This window comes from Mycobacterium sp. OTB74, assembly GCF_029892685.1.
Taxonomy (GTDB): Bacteria; Actinomycetota; Actinomycetes; order Mycobacteriales; family Mycobacteriaceae; genus Mycobacterium.
The window spans coordinates 172,891-190,605 of the sequence record NZ_JARXVD010000008.1 but is presented as its reverse complement, the minus strand read 5'-3'; the positions used below and the strand labels follow the sequence as shown (position 1 = coordinate 190,605).

The 17,715-nt window shown below is 65.5% G+C and carries 19 protein-coding genes; 10 read left to right on the top strand and 9 right to left on the bottom strand.

The genetic code is table 11. The features are described 5' to 3' along the window. Positions 1-73: 73 nt before the first annotated feature. Genes M2432_RS13575 through M2432_RS13565 form a run of 3 tightly spaced genes read left to right on the top strand, consistent with a single transcriptional unit; the run spans position 74 to position 2,350 of the window. On the top strand, positions 74-1,207 hold the full coding sequence (locus M2432_RS13575) for a Rieske 2Fe-2S domain-containing protein (RefSeq protein ID WP_280827355.1): 1,134 nt from the start codon (positions 74-76) through the stop codon (positions 1,205-1,207). Beyond that, positions 1,207-1,545 carry a ferredoxin gene (locus tag M2432_RS13570; RefSeq protein WP_280827324.1) on the top strand — a complete coding sequence of 113 codons (339 nt, stop codon included), beginning with the start codon at positions 1,207-1,209 and terminating at the stop codon, positions 1,543-1,545. The genes M2432_RS13575 and M2432_RS13570 overlap by 1 nt, the downstream gene beginning before the upstream one ends. Positions 1,546-1,549: 4 nt before the next feature. Continuing rightward, on the top strand, positions 1,550-2,350 hold the full coding sequence (locus tag M2432_RS13565; RefSeq protein ID WP_280827323.1) for an SDR family NAD(P)-dependent oxidoreductase: 801 nt from the start codon (positions 1,550-1,552) through the stop codon (positions 2,348-2,350). A gap of 42 nt (positions 2,351-2,392) precedes the next feature. Here the strand turns inward: M2432_RS13565 and M2432_RS13560 are convergent, their stop codons facing one another. The 8 genes from M2432_RS13560 to M2432_RS13525 all read right to left on the bottom strand — a co-directional run bounded on the left by M2432_RS13560 (position 2,393) and on the right by M2432_RS13525 (position 10,016). After that, positions 2,393-3,178, bottom strand: a complete 786-nt coding sequence (locus M2432_RS13560) for an SDR family oxidoreductase (protein WP_280827322.1) — start codon at positions 3,176-3,178, stop codon at positions 2,393-2,395. Positions 3,179-3,272: 94 nt separating this feature from the next. Further along, the gene (locus tag M2432_RS13555) at positions 3,273-4,127 is read right to left on the bottom strand and encodes an SDR family oxidoreductase (protein WP_280827354.1); all 855 of its coding nucleotides are present in this window, start codon (positions 4,125-4,127) and stop codon (positions 3,273-3,275) included. Between the two features lie 16 nt (positions 4,128-4,143). Continuing rightward, entirely contained in the window at positions 4,144-5,055 is a 912-nt protein-coding gene (locus tag M2432_RS13550; RefSeq protein ID WP_280827321.1) for an alpha/beta hydrolase, read from the bottom strand. 31 nt (positions 5,056-5,086) lie between these two features. Further along, on the bottom strand, positions 5,087-5,887 hold the full coding sequence (locus M2432_RS13545; RefSeq protein ID WP_280827320.1) for an IclR family transcriptional regulator: 801 nt from the start codon (positions 5,885-5,887) through the stop codon (positions 5,087-5,089). Positions 5,888-6,089: 202 nt separating this feature from the next. Beyond that, positions 6,090-7,550, bottom strand: a complete 1,461-nt coding sequence (locus M2432_RS13540) for an FAD-dependent oxidoreductase (protein ID WP_280827319.1) — start codon at positions 7,548-7,550, stop codon at positions 6,090-6,092. Next, positions 7,547-8,455, bottom strand: a complete 909-nt coding sequence (locus tag M2432_RS13535; protein WP_280827318.1) for a VOC family protein — start codon at positions 8,453-8,455, stop codon at positions 7,547-7,549. Before M2432_RS13535 ends, M2432_RS13540 begins: the two co-directional genes overlap by 4 nt. Position 8,456: 1 nt before the next feature. Continuing rightward, a complete protein-coding gene (locus M2432_RS13530) occupies positions 8,457-9,638 on the bottom strand; it encodes an acyl-CoA dehydrogenase family protein (protein WP_280827317.1) in 1,182 nt (393 codons plus the stop codon). Positions 9,639-9,731: 93 nt separating this feature from the next. Further along, positions 9,732-10,016 (bottom strand): 2Fe-2S iron-sulfur cluster binding domain-containing protein, encoded by a 285-nt coding sequence (locus M2432_RS13525; RefSeq protein ID WP_280827316.1) that lies wholly within the window; start codon positions 10,014-10,016, stop codon positions 9,732-9,734. Positions 10,017-10,146: 130 nt separating this feature from the next. Here M2432_RS13525 and M2432_RS13520 point away from each other — a divergent pair, with 130 nt between their 5' ends. Genes M2432_RS13520 through M2432_RS13500 form a run of 5 tightly spaced genes read left to right on the top strand, consistent with a single transcriptional unit; the run spans position 10,147 to position 14,692 of the window. Beyond that, entirely contained in the window at positions 10,147-11,754 is a 1,608-nt protein-coding gene (locus M2432_RS13520; protein ID WP_280827315.1) for an NAD(P)/FAD-dependent oxidoreductase, read from the top strand. Further along, positions 11,754-12,554 (top strand): mycofactocin-coupled SDR family oxidoreductase, encoded by an 801-nt coding sequence (locus M2432_RS13515; RefSeq protein ID WP_280827314.1) that lies wholly within the window; start codon positions 11,754-11,756, stop codon positions 12,552-12,554. The genes M2432_RS13520 and M2432_RS13515 overlap by 1 nt, the downstream gene beginning before the upstream one ends. A gap of 10 nt (positions 12,555-12,564) precedes the next feature. Next, positions 12,565-13,356 carry an SDR family NAD(P)-dependent oxidoreductase gene (locus M2432_RS13510; protein ID WP_280827313.1) on the top strand — a complete coding sequence of 264 codons (792 nt, stop codon included), beginning with the start codon at positions 12,565-12,567 and terminating at the stop codon, positions 13,354-13,356. Positions 13,357-13,361: 5 nt separating this feature from the next. Then, positions 13,362-14,210 carry a TIGR03619 family F420-dependent LLM class oxidoreductase gene (locus tag M2432_RS13505; RefSeq protein WP_280827312.1) on the top strand — a complete coding sequence of 283 codons (849 nt, stop codon included), beginning with the start codon at positions 13,362-13,364 and terminating at the stop codon, positions 14,208-14,210. Then, positions 14,207-14,692: a nuclear transport factor 2 family protein gene (locus tag M2432_RS13500; RefSeq protein WP_280827311.1), complete on the top strand. Its 486-nt coding sequence runs from the start codon at positions 14,207-14,209 to the stop codon at positions 14,690-14,692. Before M2432_RS13505 ends, M2432_RS13500 begins: the two co-directional genes overlap by 4 nt. A 49-nt stretch (positions 14,693-14,741) precedes the next feature. Here the strand turns inward: M2432_RS13500 and M2432_RS13495 are convergent, their stop codons facing one another. Then, positions 14,742-15,581: an alpha/beta fold hydrolase gene (locus M2432_RS13495; RefSeq protein ID WP_280827310.1), complete on the bottom strand. Its 840-nt coding sequence runs from the start codon at positions 15,579-15,581 to the stop codon at positions 14,742-14,744. Between the two features lie 114 nt (positions 15,582-15,695). Here M2432_RS13495 and M2432_RS13490 point away from each other — a divergent pair, with 114 nt between their 5' ends. After that, positions 15,696-16,898: a CoA transferase gene (locus M2432_RS13490; protein ID WP_280827309.1), complete on the top strand. Its 1,203-nt coding sequence runs from the start codon at positions 15,696-15,698 to the stop codon at positions 16,896-16,898. After that, positions 16,895-17,698: an acyl-CoA thioesterase domain-containing protein gene (locus M2432_RS13485; RefSeq protein WP_280827308.1), complete on the top strand. Its 804-nt coding sequence runs from the start codon at positions 16,895-16,897 to the stop codon at positions 17,696-17,698. The genes M2432_RS13490 and M2432_RS13485 overlap by 4 nt, the downstream gene beginning before the upstream one ends. Positions 17,699-17,715 lie beyond the last annotated feature (17 nt).

The following is a 17,715-nucleotide window of genomic DNA, read 5'->3' as shown; positions in this document are numbered from 1 at the left end:
ATAATAGGTGCGCTCCCGGCCCCGCTGCTGTTAGACCTGAAGGCACCCTTTCAACGTGAGGATGGTCCGCCAGATGACGCTGGAGAACACCAACGAAATCCGCCAGATCGAAGCAGTAGCGGCACCGACGCGGTTCGCCCGGGGGTGGCACTGCCTGGGCCTGACCAAGGATCTCGGCGACGGAAAACCCCACTCGATCAACGCCTTCGGTCAAAAGCTCGTGGTGTTCCGCGCTGGCGACGGCCAGCTCAGTGTGTTGGACAGCTACTGCAGGCACATGGGCGGCGACCTGAGCCAGGGCACCGTCAAGGGCAATGAGATCGCCTGCCCGTTCCACGACTGGCGGTGGGGTGGCGACGGCCGCTGCAAGAAGGTGCCATACGCCAAGCGGACCCCGAAGTTGGCCCGCACCGCGAAATGGACCACCCTGGAGCAGGACGGCATGCTCTTCGTCTGGAACGATCCGGCAGGAAACCCGCCGCCGGCGGAGGTGACTATTCCGCGGATCGAGGGCGCCAGCAGCGACGAATGGACCGATTGGCATTGGTACACAACAGTTGTCAACATTAACTGCCGCGAGATCATCGACAACGTCGTCGACATGGCGCACTTCTTCTACATTCACGGCTCGATGCCGTCGCACTTCAAGAACATCTTCGAAGGCCACGTGGCCACGCAGTACATGAACAGCTCGGGCCGCGCCGACATGCAGGGTACGGAGAGCGAGCGCATGCTGGGCACCACCTCGGTGGCGTCGTATTACGGGCCGTCATTCATGATCGACGACCTGACGTACCACTACACCGAGGCCGATCACCACACCGTCCTGATCAACTGCCATTACCCGATCGACGCGAATTCCTTTGTGCTGCAGTACGGAATCATCGTCAAGAAGTCGGCGGCACTGCCCGAAGATGCGGCCATGGCGACCGCCATCGCGCTCGGCGACTGGGTGAAGATGGGCTTCGAACAGGATGTCCAGATCTGGAAGAACAAGGCCCGCATCGACAACCCGCTGCTGGTCGAAGAGGACGGCCCCGTCTACCAGCTGCGGCGCTGGTACGAGCAGTTCTACGTCGATGTCGCCGAAGTGACCGCGGACATGGTGGACCGCTTCGAATACGAGTTGGACACCACAAGCCCACGCGAGGCGTGGGCGAAGGAGATCGAGGCCAACCTGGCAGCGCGGACGGCGGAGTCGGTCTGATGACTGCGCGGCCGGACAACCGGTTGGCCGACATGCCGATGGTGCCGGTGGCCTGCCGTCATTGTGGCGCAGAGGTTTTGGTGCGCAAGAGCAGTTGGCAGCAGACCAGTGTGCAGTGGGACGCGCAGGCATCCGGGTTGTGCGAGGAACGTCGGCGGGCTGAGCAGCTGCCCGGCCGGATTTTCCTGATGTGTGGCCAACTGCGGGAGTCCATCGCGGCCGCGGTGGCGGCCGGCAGCCTGCCGATCGTCGACGATGCGTCAGTCGACAGTGGCGTCGTCGACGATGCGTCAGTCGACAGCGGCGTCGTCGACGAAGATGTGCGCGTGGCACCATAGCCCGATGAGTTCAGAACGCCGGGTTGCGGTGGTCACCGGAGCCAGCAGGGGAGCAGGCAAGGGCATCGCGGCCGCGTTGGTCGCCGACGGATGGACGGTGTACCTGACTGGCCGCACTGTGGTGGACCCGGGCGACGGCGGTATCGCCGTGCCGGTTGACCATCGCGACGACGACGCGGTGGGCGCACTGTTCAAGCGGGTGGCCGACGAGAGCGGCCGACTCGACCTGTTGGTCAACAATGCCGCGGTCGTGCACGACAACCTCGTTGACCCAAAGCCGTTCTGGGAGAAGCCCATTGGGTTGGGCGATGTGCTCGACGTCGGGCTGCGATCGGCCTACGTGGCGTCCTGGTACGCGGCGCCGCTGCTGGTTGCCCAGGACCGAGGGCTGATCGCCTTCACCTCGTCACCGGGGGCTGTGTGTTATATGCATGGACCTGCTTATGGAGCTCAGAAGGCCGGCATCGACAAGATGGCGGCCGACATGGCCGTCGACTTCCACGGCACCGGGGTCTCGACGCTTTCGATCTGGATGGGCATCCTGCTCACGGAGAAATTCAAGAGCTCTTTCGATCCGGAGACATTGGCCAGGGCTGCGGGGAATTTCGAAACCCCGGAATTCACCGGGCATGTCATCAATGCCCTGTTCAACGATCCGGACCTGCCCGAGATCAGTGGCCAGACCCTGATCGCCGCCGAGGAGGCGCAGCGCTACGGCATCACCGACGAAGGCGGTCGAACCCCGCCCTCGCACCGGGCGATGCTTGGTGACCCGCGGGTGCCCAGCGACGTCGTCGTGCGCTGAGTGCGCATTGCAGACTCTGTCTGCTGAGCACCCGCGGAAGCGTCAGGCGTGTGCGCCGCCGTCGATCCGGATTTCAGTGCCGGTGATGAACGCACCGTCATCGGACGCCGCCATGGCAACCACTGCGGCCACAGCGCTTGGATCGCCGAGGATCTCGCTCTCCTCGCCGTGCAGCAGCGGGGTCTGCTTGGCCCACAGGCTGTAGTCGGTGCCCTCGGGCATCTTGTCCATCGTGGTGTTGGCCAGTGCGGTCGACACGCCGCCCGGCTGGATGTTCACCGCACGCAGACCCTGCTTTGAGTACTCGAGGGCAAGTGAATGGGTGAAGCTCAGGATGCCGCCCTTGCTGGCGGCATAAGCGGCCATGTATGGGTGTGCGTAGTTCGCCGAGGTGGAGGTGAAGTTGATGACCACACCGCGCTTGGAGGCCAGCAGCGCGGGTAGCGCTTGACGGGTCATCAGGAAAGTGCCGGTCAGGTTCACCGTGATGGTGCGGTTCCAGTCGGCCAGGGTGGTTTCGTGGGTGTGTGAGCAGGTCTGGATGGCCGCGACGTTGACCAGAACCTCCAGGCCACCGAGCTCCGCGATGGCGGCATCCACGGTGGTCCGAACGTCGTCCTCGGACGAGATGTCGAGCACCTTGGTGGTCAATCGTGCTGCGGTACCGGCCTTGTCGGCCGCGGCTTGGGTGACGGCCAGGCCGTCGGCGGAGATATCGCAGGCCACGACGGTGCCGCCTTCCGCGAGCAAGCGGGCGACGGTGGCCTGGCCGATGCCCGAGCCTGCGCCGGTCACGATGACTCGGCGGTCGCTGAACCTATTATTCATGCTGCACATCCTTTCGTTGCCCCTTGATTGTCGCGAGTGGGCCGACGCGACGGACGCGCAGTGTCCGGTGACCGGGAGTTGGCGGTGGCAGAATTTATCGCGTCTTGCCGTACCGCAGGAACTTCCACAGGTACCGGGGCACGCCACGTAGCGGAACCGCCTTTGGCCAGCCATCCGGCCGGAAGTAGGCATCGGTGCCGCCGTCGACGAAAATTATGCTGCCACAAAGGAACTCCGCGGCATCGGACAGCATGAAAATGATCCAGTCGGCCAGCTGGCCGGGGTCGCCGAAACCGCCGCTGGGGATCGGGAAGTTCCGAACAGCCTTGCCTTCCCGAGGCGAGTCGAGCTGGGCCTGCAACAGCGGCGTCAGGATAGCGCCCGGCGCCAACGCGTTGAGCCGGATGCCACTGCCGGCCCATTCCGGCGTCACCGCGTTGCGCCGTACCCAGCGGCTCAGCGCGATCTTGGATGCCGCGTACATGATGGCTGACGCCCCGCTACCGAAGAGCTGGACCGACCGGGTCGCCTTGTCGGCGTCGCCGGCCAGTAGTGCGCCGATGGTGCGGCGGGGGACGACAGGCGTTGTGGTTGTGGAGTTACTGCCTATGGCAACGACTTTCGCATGACCTGTCGCCGCGAGCGCCGGCCGCCAAGCAGACAACAGCTCAACGACACCGAAGAAATTGATCTGTGCGATCAACCGGGGTCGATCAGCACCGTCGCCGGGACCGATGCCCGCAGCCAGCACCGCGCCGTCCAGCCGATGGTCAGACAGCCTCAGCACTTCGTCACCGGCCGTGCGGCGACCGGCTGCGGTCGACAGATCGGCGATCACGTCCGCATCCTTGAGATCGACCCCGATCACGGTGTGCCCATGGTCGCGCAGTCGTTGTGCTGCTTGGTATCCCATACCGGAAGCCGATCCGGTCACAGCGTAGGTACCGATGATGATCTCCTGATGTTCAGCGGGACAGGATCTGTCCCAGAGCTTGGCATACCTCGCGCCGGGCGCGGTGAGCCAGGTCCAGGGACGGCATGGTCATGAAGCCGTGGATGGCGCCGTCGTAACGCAATTCGGTGACCGGGACGCCGGCAGACCGTAATGAAGCAGCGTACGCCAGTGCTTCGTCACGCAATGGGTCGTACCCGGTAATGGCGATCACGGTCGGCGGTAGATCGGCATGTGCAGCCAGAAGTGGCGCTGCGTAAGGGTTTTCCCGATCGACGGCGCTGGGGACGTACTGGTCCCAGTACCACTGCATGGCGGTGGCGGTGTTGTAGAAGCCGGTGCCGAAGTCTCGATAGGAGCTGTTGGTGAAGTCGGCGGCCAGTACCGGGTACAGCAGTACCTGTGCGGACAAAGGCGCGCCGCCTCGGTCCCGGGTCATCAGTGCGGTGACCGCTGCCAGGTTGCCGCCTGCGCTGTCGCCGCCGACCATCAACCGCGTGGGGTCGCCGCCTACTTCGGCGGCGTGCGCCGCGGCCCATTGGGTGACGGTGTACATGTCCTCGGTCGCGGCGGGGAATCGGCGTTCGGGAGCTAGCCGGTAGTCGACCGAAATCACCACGGAATCAAGCAGGTTGGCAAAACTTCGGCACAATCCGTCGTGGGTGTCGAGGTCACAGAAGACGAATCCGCCGCCGTGCGCGAACACCAGGATGGGCACTGGTTCGGTCGATTCCGGCCGATAGATCCGCACCGGGATGCCAGTGACGACGGTATCGGTGACCGACGCGACCGGCTCGGGCTCAGCCGGTGGGACGTATCGCGCCCGGATTGCGGCCCGCGCCTGGGCGCCCGTCATCGAGGGCAGGTCCGGAAATGCGCTATTGAGTGCGTCGAGCAGACCGGCGATCTGTGGGTCGAGACTCACGCGCGATCCGCGCTCGCAACTCGCATAACGCTCACGCGTACTGCAGGGCCGGACCCATACGCAGCGGGCGCAGCGGCTGCAGCGTGGGCACCACCCGGGAGTCTTCGGCGTTGCGCCAGATGCCCATGGCGGTCATCCGGACCGGGGCGGTCAATTGTTCGAAGGCCATGCGGTTGATCGGCCCGCACACGGATACGGCGGCAACTGCCTCGCCCTGCCGGCCGATAGGCGCTGCGACACAACCGAATCCGGGCACTGACTCCTCGCGCTCGATGGCCACGCCTCGTGCCCGCACCTTGGCGAGTTCGGTGGTCAGCTGGGCGTGATTGCCGATCGAATATTTGGTCTTGCGGCTCATCAGGTCGACTTCGGCGTCCTGGTTGTAGGCCAGAATCGCCTTGCCGACGGCGGTACAGTGCGCCGGCTGACGGCCGCCGACGCGCGACGGCAGCACCGTCATCATGCCGTTGCCGACCTTCTCCAGATAGACCACATCGCTGCCGTCCAGCACGGCCAGGTGCACGACCAGTCCGGTGGCGCGGTGCAGTTCGTGAAGCAGGGGACCGGCGGCGCGGTGCATCCGATCCTGGTGCACGGCCAGCGAGCCGAGTTCGACCAGGCGCATGCCCAGTTCGTAGTCGCGGCCGTTGCGCCGCAAGAAGCGCAGCTGCACCAGACGCTCCAGCATGCGGTGGGCCGAGGAGCGAGGCAGGCCGGTGCGGCGCACGATCTGAGCAAGTGTCAGCCGGCCCGGACCGTCGAATGCGTCGAGAACCAGGGAAACCCGGTCGATGACGGCACTGGGGGTGGTGGATTCGACTGATGCGGTCATCTCGGCCTCCGAGCTTCGTTGCTGAGTGGTCATATTACTATTAGTAATATTCCTGTTTGTATCACACGAAGGTGGGCGCTGTCACATAGAACTTTCAAAGTGACGTGAATATATGCATGCTGAGTAGTCCCGCACCGTCCTGATGCGGGACTACCCTCAGCTAAAAGGCCAGCTCAGAGCTGGTAATGAGGTGCGGCGGCGACTAGCCTGCCGCCGCCGACTTCCCGGCTCGTCGTCCGTAGAAACTGCCGTCACCCAGCGAGACGCCGCTGGCGTAACCCCATGCCGCCAGACCGGCAGCGGCCCGTCCGGCGGCGAACAAACCAGGGATCGGTTCGCCGCTGACGTGCAGCACCCGGCCGTCCAGCGTGGTCATCAGTCCGCCGAGGGTGAAGCCGCCCGTGCTGGACCGCAGATCAATAGCACCCACCGGAGACCCGATCGGCCGCAACCACAGTGACTTCTTGTGCAGCAGCGGATCCTCTCCCCGGGCCGCGTGCTCGTTGTAATAGGCGACCGTGTTCTGCAGCGTGCCGGTCGGCAAGCCGATTTCGGCCTCCAATTCGGCGACGGTCTCGCACACCCAGGTGGCCTCGCGGCGCAGGAACGGAGTGGCCGAAACTGCAGCCGTCGCTTCCTCTTGCGCGTCGCCATCGATGATCAGGTAGACGGTGTCTTCTTGGTAGTACAGCGTCTGCTGGCCGATCCGACCCGGGTAGGTGTCCTCGGCGATGTAGCGTTGCCCGCGTCCGTTGACCAGGATGCCCCGGACCAACTGTTGCGGGTCGCAGAAGAACGCCACCTCGGTGGCATCCATGTGCGCCAAGTCGGCGCCAAGCGCCTGAGCCATCCGGATGGACCGCCCGTCGTGCTGCTCGACGCTGGCCGCCGGACGCCCCGCGAGTCGCGGCGCGTACTGCGCGACCATCGCGTCGCTGTAGGCGAAGCTGCCCGAGGCCAGCACCACACCGCGGCGCGCCTTGATCGCGACGGTATCGCTGTAGCGGCGCGCGACGATGCCGACCACCCGGCCGTCATCGACGACCAGCGATTGCACGTGAGTGTCGTACACCGCGCGAGTTCCCTGCGCGGTAGCGGTGTCCACCAACGGCTTGACCAACATGTAGCCGGCACTGCGTTCGCCGGCCACCTTGTCGGCCATCTCCGGCACATGCCCGCGAGGCGCCGGGGCAGCAATAGTGTTGTACGGGAAGGCATTTTCGCCGCCGGTGTACATCAGACCTTGATCGCCGGGCGGCTCCCAGCCTGGTTCGCCCCAGAACACCGGATTGAACGGCACGCCGCAGCGCACCAGCCAGTCGTAGTGGGCGACGCTGCCCGCGCAGTAGTCGTCGATCCGGTTCTCGTCAGCGCCCGGGCCCATGGCGACCTTCAGGAAAGCGGCCATGTTCTCGGCGGAATCATCAAAGCCGCAAGCCTTTTGCAGCGCGGTGCCGCCACCCAGATAAACGAAGCCACCGGCCATGGCGGCCGCGCCGCCCCAGCCGCCGGTGCGCTCCACCACCAGTACGTCGGCACCGGCAGCGGAGGCCTCCACCGCAGCGGCCGCACCGGAGATGCCGTAACCGACGATGACGACGTCAGCTTCGTCGTCCCACGTCGTAATCGACGACGCGGGGACCGGAGTCACGTCAGCGGTCACGGCAGCATGGCGCGCGGAGGAGTGCCCGTCCACTCATGGCCCCAGTAGCTGTCGGCGGTGATTTCCTCTGCGGTGTAATACCTTTCGTCGACCCGCATCCCTTCGGTGCCGAATTCGATGTCCCAGTCGCCGGGCGACCGCACGTAGAACGACACCATTTTGTCGTTGGTGTGCCGGCCCAGCGTCGAAGACAGCTGGAAGCCGTCGCGGTTCACGCGGTCGAGGGCCTGCCCGACGGCGTCAAGGGTGTCGACTTCGACCATGAGGTGGATCAAGCCGGGGTCACGCAGCGTCGCGGCGGGGCAGATGGCCAGGCTGTGGTGCCTCTCGTTCAGTCCCAGGAACCGCACCCGCAGCGGCCCGAACTGCGGCGGGGCGGGGACCCGGAACGCGCCGCGGGGCAGGAAGCCCAGTACGTCGGTGTAGAAGGCGAACAGGCCGTTGACGTCTTGGGCGGGCATCACCACGTGGCCCAGTCCCATGCTGCCGGTGACGAAGCGGGCGCCGAACGGGGTCACCACCGGGCTGTGGTCCAGCACCGCGCTGTGGAAGACCTCGAGGTAGTTGCCGGCGGGGTCGGGGAAGGCGATGACCTCTTCGACCCGACGAACGTCGGCGTCACCCTGCGAGAGCTGCTCCCAGGCCACACCGGCAGCATCCAGCGACGCCTGCACCCGGCGCAGGGCCGCGCCGTCACGCACTTCCCAGCCGACGGTCACGATCCGGTCGGCATCGGCGGGAACGACGATGATGCGCGCGGGCCGCTCATCCATCCGCAGATACAGGGCGTCGGGGTCGGGACCGCTGCTCGGTGCGAAACCCAGTACGTCGAAAGCGAATTGGCGCCAGCGCTCGATGTCGGCGGTCTGGACCTTCACATAGCCCAGGCTTTTCAGATCCGTCACGTCAGATCATGCCTCGCAGCGGACCCTGGGGATCGACGCCCAAGCTGCTCAGCGCCGACGCGTGGAAGGTGGTGCCGGGGACGTGGATGGCGTGGGCTTGGCCGACGTGTGCGTCTCGCCAGTACCGTTGCAACGGCTTGTCCATGCGGGTGGCATTGCCGCCGCAGCGGGCGAAGATTTCGTCGACGGCGGACACCGCGCGCCACACCGACCGGATCTGGGTGCGCCGGCCGGCGGCGCGGTCTTCGAAGGACACTTCTTTGCCGGCGTCGACCATGTCGTAGATCCGGTCGACGTTGGCCAGCAGTTCCTGGCGGGCGGCGTTGATGTCGGCGGCGGCCTCACCGATGGCGTACATGACGTAGGGGTCGTCCTTGATGGCCACGCCACTGGAGTTGACTCGTTCGCGCTGGTAGTCGAGTGCGGCGGCCAGGGCGCCCTCGGCGATGCCGATGACGGCGGACGAAATGCCCAGCGGGAACATGGTCGACCACGGCATCAGGTACAGCGTTTCGGTCATGCCGGCCTCGACCTGAGCGCGGCCATCCATCACCTTGGTGGCGTCCATGGTGCGGTAGGTCGGCACGAAGGCGTCTTTGACGATGACGTCCTTGGAGCCGGTTCCGCGCAGGCCGACCACGTTCCAGGAGTCTTGGACGATTTCGTAGTCGCTGCGGGGCAGGATCATGTGCAGCATCTGCGGCGGCATGACGGGCTTGCCCTCGTCGTCGCCGAGCATGGCGCCCAGGAAGATCCAGTCGCAGTGGTCGGTGCCGGAGCTGAACTGCCAGCGGCCGTTGAAGATGTACCCACCATCAACGGGGCGGGCCACACCCTGCGGCGCATACGGCGAGGCCACCCAGGTGTCCTGATCGGTCACCCAGATTTCGGCGGCGACCTTCGGGTCGGCGTAGGCCAGCTGGTAGGGGTGCACGCCGACCACACCGTTGATCCAGCCCGCGGCGGGGTCTAGGGCGGCGGTGGCCATGACGGTTTCGGCGAATTCGCGGGGATGGACCTCCAGGCCGCCGTACTCCTTGGGCTGCAGCAGGCGGATGTTGCCCGTGGTCTTCATCAGCTTGACTGTTTCGTCGGGCAGCTGGCCCAACTTCTCTGCCTCCCAAGCCTGTTCGCGTAGCTGGTCGGCAATGTCACCGAGCTTGTCGATAACCCGCTGGGTCATGGTCGTTGTCCTAACTCCTGTGGTGGGCTAACTGATGGTTTACCGCACCCGCGGGGTGCCGGGAAGCTGATCCCGGTCAGCGGGCGAAAATCCTTATCCGAAGTCGATATGGGCGTCGGCGGTCACCGGACGGGCCTGGCAGGCCAGGATCAACCCGTCGGCCAGATCGGATGGTTCGAGGATGTCGCAGACGACCATGTCGACGTTGCCGGAAACCAGGGTTGCCACGCATGAACCGCAGTGGCCCTCCCGGCACGAGTGGGGTACATCGATGCCGGCGTCCAGCATGGTGTCGACCAAACTTTTGTCCTTTGGCCAGCTCAGGTGGTGGGTCTGGCCGTCGAGATCGACCGCGACGGTTGTGCTCACGTCTGTCATGAGGCCAGTGTCGGGGCCGCCACCGGTCGTGGTTACAGGCCGGTCCGATGGCCGGGATGGGTCCGGCGGGTCGCCCGTTCACCGGGACACCCCGCAGTGTGGTATTTGGGGCAGGGTTAACTTCTTTCTTGTGAGCAGCGCAGATCAGGTTGACGTCGTTGTTGTGGGTGCCGGGTTCGCCGGCCTTTACGCACTGCACAAGCTGCGGTCGGAAGGCCATTCGGTGGTGGTGTTCGAGGCGGCCCCCGATGTGGGTGGCACCTGGTACCACAACCGGTACCCGGGCGCCCGGTGCGACGTGGAGAGCGTCGACTACTGCTACTCGTTCTCCGACGAGCTGCAGCAGGACTGGACCTGGACCGAGAAGTACGCCACCCAGGCCGAAATCCTGAGCTACATCAACCACGTCGCCGACCGGTTCGACCTGCGTCGCGACATCCGGTTGAACAGCCGAGTCGCTTCGGCAGTCTTCGACGAGGCCGTGTCGCGCTGGACGGTGACCACTGACGCCGGCCATGTGGTGTCGGCCCGGTTCTGCGTGATGGCCACCGGGGCGCTGTCCGAGCCACTGCTGCCGGACATCCCGGGCGTCGAGACCTTCGCCGGCGAGACGTACCACACCGCCAACTGGCCGCATGAGGGCGTGGACTTCACCGGCAAGCGCGTCGCGGTGATCGGTACCGGTTCGTCGGGCATCCAGACTGTGCCGCTGGTGGCCGAGCAGGCCGCCGAACTCGTTGTCTTCCAGCGCACTCCGAACTTCTCCGTGCCTGCGCGCAACCAGCCGCTCAGTGCCGAGCAATCCGATGAGGTCAAGGCGCATTACGGCGAGCGGCGTCGGTTGTCCTGGCGCAGCGGCGGCGGCTCGCCGCACCTGGCGCACCCCAAGCTGACCATGGAGCTGTCCGACAGCGAGCGCCGCGCCGAGTTCGAAAAGCGTTGGCAGCTGGGCGGTGTGTTGTTCAGCAAGACCTTCAGCGATCAGATGGTTGACGAGGTGGCCAACGCCGAGGCCAAGAAGTTCTATGACGAGAAGGTCCGGGCGGTCATCGAGGATCCCGAGATCGCGGACATGTTGATCCCGAACGATCATCCGATCGGTACCAAACGAATCTGCACTGACAGCAACTACTTTGAGACGTTCAACCAGCCGAACGTGAAGCTGGTCAGCGTTCGCAAGACCCCGATCCAGCGCATCGACGCCACCGGCATCACCACTGCCGATGCCCGGTTCGAGCTGGACGCCATCGTCTTCGCCACCGGTTTCGACGCCCTCACCGGTGCGCTGGCGCGCATCGACATCGTCGGCCGCGGAGGCGAGAAGCTCAAGGACGACTGGGTCCACGGGCCGCGCAGCTACCTGGGCTTGGCTGTGGACGGCTTCCCGAACATGTTCATGGTGTCCGGACCCGGCGCGCCGGCCGTGCTGGCCAACATGGTGCTGCATGCCGAGGCGCACGTGAACTGGATTGCCGACGCCATCGGGTACCTGGACTCGCACGGCTACACCGCGATCGAGGCGACTGAGGACGCGGTTGACGACTGGAACGCCGAGCTCGCCCGCCGCGCCGACGGAACTTTGTTCACCAAGGCGAACTCGTGGTACCTGGGTGCCAATGTGCCCGGTAAGCCACGCGTTTTCATGCTCTTCATCGGTGGCTTCTCGGTGTACAACGACATCTGCGCCGAGGTGGCGGCCGCCGGGTACAAGGGATTTGATCTGACCAAGGCCTCTTGATGTCGGGTCTGCTCGACAAGGTCGTCGTCGTCACCGGCGCGGCCCGGGGAACCGGCCGCATCCACTGCGAACGGTTCGCCGACGAGGGCGCCGATGTCATCGCGCTGGATGTCGCCTCTGTTGCAGAGGATTTGGAGTCCCTGGCCGAGGCGGTTCGCGGGCGTGGGCGACGGTGCTTCATCGGCATGGCCAATGTGGCGGATCTCGATGAGATGGTGGCTGCGGTCGACGCCGGCGTCGCCGAGTTGGGCCGGTTGGATGTGGTGGTGGCCAACGCCGGGGTGCATTCCGCGTCGGCTCCGACCTGGGAGGTGACGCCCGAGGACTGGCAGCGCATCATCGGGGTGAACCTCACGGGTGTCTGGCACACCGTCAAGGCCTGCGTGCCGCACATCGGCTCCGACGGCGGGTCCGTCGTAATCATCAGCTCCACCAACGGACTTCGCGGCTCGCCGAACTCCGCGCCGTACACGTCGAGCAAACATGCGGTGGTGGGTTTGGCTCGTACCCTGGCTAATGAGCTGGGGCCCAAGCGAATTCGGGTCAACACTGTGCACCCCGGTGCGGTCGGCACCGCCATGGTGCTCAACGAGGCCACGTTCAAACGGATTCGGCCCGACCTGGAGAACCCGACTGCCCAGGACGCCGCCGAGGTCCTGTCCGCGCGTAACCTGTTGCCGGTGCCGTGGGTGGAATCGGTGGACATCAGCAATGCGGTGGTGTTCCTGGCCTCCGACGAGGCCCGTTACATCACCGGCACCCAACTTGTCGTCGACGCGGGGTTGACCCAGAAGGCGTGAGGAGCAGCCGGTGACCGATCTGGCCAAATACGGACCGTGGGCGGTGATCGCCGGGGGTTCGGAAGGTGTTGGTGCCGAGTTCGCCCGGCAATTGGCTCAGGCCGGGATCAATCTGGTGTTGGTGGCCCGCAAGCCCGGGCCGCTGGCCGAGACTGCAGCCGGCTGCCGGGAACTCGGTGTCGAGGTTCGTGAGCTTGCCTTGGATTTGCTTGACCCCGAGGCTGTTTCGCGACTGACTGAGGCAACCTCCGACGTCGAGGTGGGCCTGCTGATCTACAACGCCGGCGCCAACACGGTGCGGTCGGCATTCCTGGACGCGCCCCTGGAGGATTTCCAGCGGGTCATCGACCTGAACGTCACCGCGATGCTGGCGCTGGTGCAGCATTTCGCCCGGCTCATGCGGGACCGGCGTCGGGGTGGAGTGCTGTTGGTAGGGTCCATGGCGGGCGCTTACGGTTCCTACGCGCAGTCGATCTACACCGGGGTCAAGGCATTCGGGCGGTTATTCGCCGAGAGCCTGTGGCTGGAATTGCGCGAATTCGGCGTCGACGTCCTGGAACTGGTGCTCGGGGTGACCCGGACACCGGCAATGGAGCGCGCCGGGCTGAATTTCGACGTGCCGGGTCTGCGGGTGTCATTGCCTGCCGATGTCGCGGCCGAAGGTCTGGCTCATCTGAGCGACGGACCGGTGTGGATCGCGGGTGGCAACGGTCCGGCCGTGGAGCGGGGCAGTGGTCCGGATCGGGCGAAAATAGTGCTGGGATCGCATGAGGCGATGATGGCTCTGACTGGAAAGCGTTGAGAGACATGAAACTTGGACTGTCCACGCCAATGGTCATGCAGTTGCCCGGAGTGGCCTCGCCGTGGGAGGCCGACGGAACCGCAGCGGATCTGGCGCTGGTGGCCGCCGCGGCCGATGACCTCGGCTACGACTTCCTGACCTGCGCCGAGCACGTGGTGGTGCCGGCGGCTGATGCCGCGGTGCGGGGTGACACTTACTGGGATCCGGTGGCCACCTTGGGTTTTCTGGCCGCACACACGTCGCGCATCCGGTTGGCGACCTCGGTGGTGGTGCTGGGATATCACCACCCGTTGCAGATCGCCAAACAGTACGGAACCGTGGACCAGCTCAGCGGTGGACGTGTCGTGCTAGGGGTGGGCGTCGGGTCGCTGGAGGCCGAATTCTCTATGCTCGGTGCACCTTTCGATGATCGTGGGCCGCGAGGGGATGATGCCATGCGGGCGTTGCGGGCTGCGTTGGGGCGCCGTGAGCCGTCGTATCATGGTGAGTTCTACAGTTTTTCCGGTCTGTCGGTGAATCCGTGTGCCCAGCAGGACCGGATGCCGATGTGGGTCGGCGGGCGGACCCGGCGTTCGCTGCGGCGGGCCGTGGAATTGGGCGAGGGCTGGATGCCTTTCGCCCTGGCCCCCGATGCATTACGCACGATGCTGGACAGTGTCTCGATACCAACTGGTTTCGAGGTCGTGTTGTCCACGGCGCGCGCATTGGACCCGCTCGGGGACCCCGATGGCGTACGGAGGGCACTGGACGCCTTGCGTGATGCCGGGGCGACGTCAGCGACGTGCACGGTGGCCTCCCGGTCGGCGCAGGACTACTGCGAGCAGCTGGTGCGGTTACAGGAATTGGTGGGATGACCACCGTCGAAGAGCTCGCGGCTCGGCTGCGGCAGCTCGAAGACGAGCGCGATATCGCCCGGTTGATCGCGTCCTACGGCCCGCTGGTCGATGCCGGCGACGCTGACGGGGTGTCGGCGCTGTGGGCCGAGGACGGTAGCTACGACGTCGAGGGCTGGCACATGACCAGCCGCGCCGACATCCACGCCATGGTCAGCTCAGAGGGACACCAGGGCCTGGTGGCGGCCGGGTGCAGCCACTTTCTCGGGCCAGTGGCGGTGACGGTTTCGGGGGACACCGCCGTCGCGGTGTGCGAGTCGCTGGTGGTGGTTCGACGCGACGACGCGTTGGTGGTGTGGCGGGCGGCGGCCAACCACTTTCAGCTGACGCGAGGTCGCGACGGCTGGCAGATCAGCGCCCGAAAGAGCCGACTGCTCAACGGTTCTGGTGAAGCGCACGCACTGTTGAGGGCGGGCGTCGCGGGCGAGTCCGCTCCAAGGTGAAAAAGATGGCGAAGAATCCGCGGATTCCTCGCCATCTTCTATGCGGGTCTCAGCGCTGCAGAAAGCCCAGCACCGTGCTCTCGAAGGCCTCCTTGGCCTCGATCATCGCCCAGTGCCCGCAGTTCGGGAACACATGCAGTTCTGCATGGGGGATGGTGCGCATGGGGATCAGCGCCATGTCCAGCGGGCTCACCCGGTCGTCGCGGCCCCAGGTCAGCAGCGTCGGGGCCTTCACCTTGTGCATCTGCGCCCACGGCTGGGGCGGAGCGTCATCCGACCGCATGAACTTCATCATCATGTTGAACGAAGCCTTGCCGTACATCCGGCGGGCCGATGCCAGTGTCTCCGGATCGCTGGCAAGCTGCATCCGCTCTTCGATCAGCTGCTCGGTGACGATGTCCTGGTTGTAGACCATCGAGTTGAGCCAGTCGATCAGCCGCTGGCGGGTCGGATCCTCGGTGAACTCCTGCAGCAGGCGAATGCCCTCCGACGGCCCGGTGCTGAAGATGTTGGTGCCGATGCCCCCGATGGTGACCAGCTTGCCGATCCGGTCGGGCTTGTTGATGGCGAAGTTGATACCTACAGCGCCGCCCATCGAGTTGCCGACCACGTCGACCTTCTCGATGCCCAGCCCATCCAGAAACGGGACCACCGCGGTCTGCGCGTCGATCATCGGGTGTCCGCCGAAGTCGTCGCTGACGCCGAAGCCGGGGAACTCCAGGATCAGACAGCGGAAGTGCTCCGCGAACGTCGGCAGGATGCCGCGGAAGTTCCGCCAGCCGGTGACGCCCGGGCCAGAACCGTGCAGGAACAGCAGTGTCGGACCACTACCTTCGTCGTAGTAGCGCAGCGTTCCGCGCTCGGTCTGGACTTCCTTGAGTTCGCTCATGAGATTCAACGTACGGGTTACCGGTAGCAAGTACGCGGGCACCTCCCATCGGGCGGAACGTGCGGCAATTGGGGGTGCCATTTGATCCGTTATCGGCCGCCATAGGGTGGGTGGGTGACTGTGTTGGATTCTGCACGTCCTTTGGAGGGCGTGCGCATCGTCGAGATATCCAGTTTCGTTGCGGTTCCGTTGGCAGGTATGACGCTGGCGCAGCTCGGTGCGGAGGTCATTCGCGTCGATCCGGTCGGCGGCGCCGCGGACTATCACCGGTGGCCGGTGACAGACGCCGGCGAGAGCATCTACTGGGCCGGGCTGAACAAGGGCAAGCGTTCGGTGGCAGTGGACATGCGCTCACTCGAGGGGCAGCAGCTGGTCACGAAATTGGTGGTAGACGCCGGGGTGCTGATCACCAATGTGGCTGGACGACAGTGGCATTCCTATGACGCCTTGGTTGCGCAGCGCCCAGACCTGATCCACGTCGAGGTCTCCGGTCGGGCCGACGGGGGTACCGGGGTGGACTACACGGTCAACGCAGGGCTCGGTTTCCCGCTGGTCACGGGGCCGGCTGATCTTCAGACTCCGGTCAACCACGTGCTGCCTGCCTGGGACGTCGCGTGCGGAATCTATGTGGCGCTTGCGGTAACCGCGGCGCTACGGCATCGTGACGCCACCGGGCACGGGCAGCGGGTCAGCGTGCCGCTGGAGAACGTCGCACTGGCCACCGCGGGCAACTTGAGTTTCCTGACCGAGGTGATGGTCAACGGGGTGTGCCGGGAACGCATCGGCAACTCCCTGTACGGGCAGTACGGTCAGCAGTTCATCAGCGCGGACGGTGCAGCATTCATGATCGTGGCCCTGACCGGCAGACACTTCCGGGACCTCACCGAAGTCACGGGAACGTCGAATGCGGTTGCCGCACTGTCGGAATCGCTGGGGGTCGACTTCACCGACGAAGGGCAGCGGTACCACCACCGCGACGCCCTCACCGGATTGTTCACCGTGTGGTTCTCCGCGCACACAGCAGAGGAGATCAGCGCGGCCTTGGGCAGCACGTCGATCCTGTGGGAGCGGTACCGCAATTTCGCCGAGGCAGCCGCCAGTCCGAAGGTGACAGACAATCCGCTGTTCACCGAGCTGGATCAGCCGCGGATCGGCACGTACCTGGCGCCCGGCCTGCCGTTACAGATCGACGGTGCGTACCCGGCGGCGCAACCGTCACCGGCCCTGGGTGACGACACTGCAGCGGTGCTCGGTGAGCGGCTGGGACTGTCACCCGATGAAATCTCGAAACTGACCGAATCGGGCACCGTGGCATGAGCGTGCTGCCCGGTCTGCTCGATGTTGTTGCCGGGGAGGCTGCCGACATCTGGGTCGGTGCAGCCAGCGGGCCACCGGGCAAGCGGGCGTTCGGTGGTCTGCTGATGGCACAGAGCCTGGCCGCGGCCTGCCACACCGTGGAGCCGGACAAGCGTCCTACGTCGATGCACCTGCAGTATCTGCGTGGCGGAGAAGCGGGTGAAGCTGTCGACTACGCCGTCAACCGGGTGTACGACGGGCGCACCGCGGCGTCGCGGCGGGTCGAGTCATTTCAAGCGGGCCGGATGCTGACGGTGGCATCGGTGTTGTTCTCCGCTGAATTGGCTGGGCCGTCACACGGCCAATTGTCTTCATTGCCAGGCGATCCCGAGTTGCTGCCGTTGACCGGTCCGCCCGGTCCGGCGCCGGCCCTGCCGCTGGACGAGCTGGACATCCGCATCGAGGACGACCGCATGTGGGGAGAGTTCGTGCGGCGCATGTGGTGGCGGGTGACGGTGCCGCTGCCCCCGGAACAGTTGCCGCACATGCTGATTGCCGCTTACATCACCGATCTGTACGGCATCGACCCGGCGTTGCAGACGCACGGGCACTCGATGCAGTCGCGAAGTCACCGCAGCGGGACCACTGATTTCGCCATGTGGTTTCACCACCCGATCCGTGCCGATCAATGGAACCTGCTGGAGTCACGATCCCCGGCAGCGGGGCGTGGCCGTGGTGTGATCACTGCCAGATTGATCGGCGCGGATGGCACGGTCGCGGCGACTCTGGTGCAGGAGGGCATGGTCGCGGACCGCGAGTAGGTAGTTTCGCAATTGCT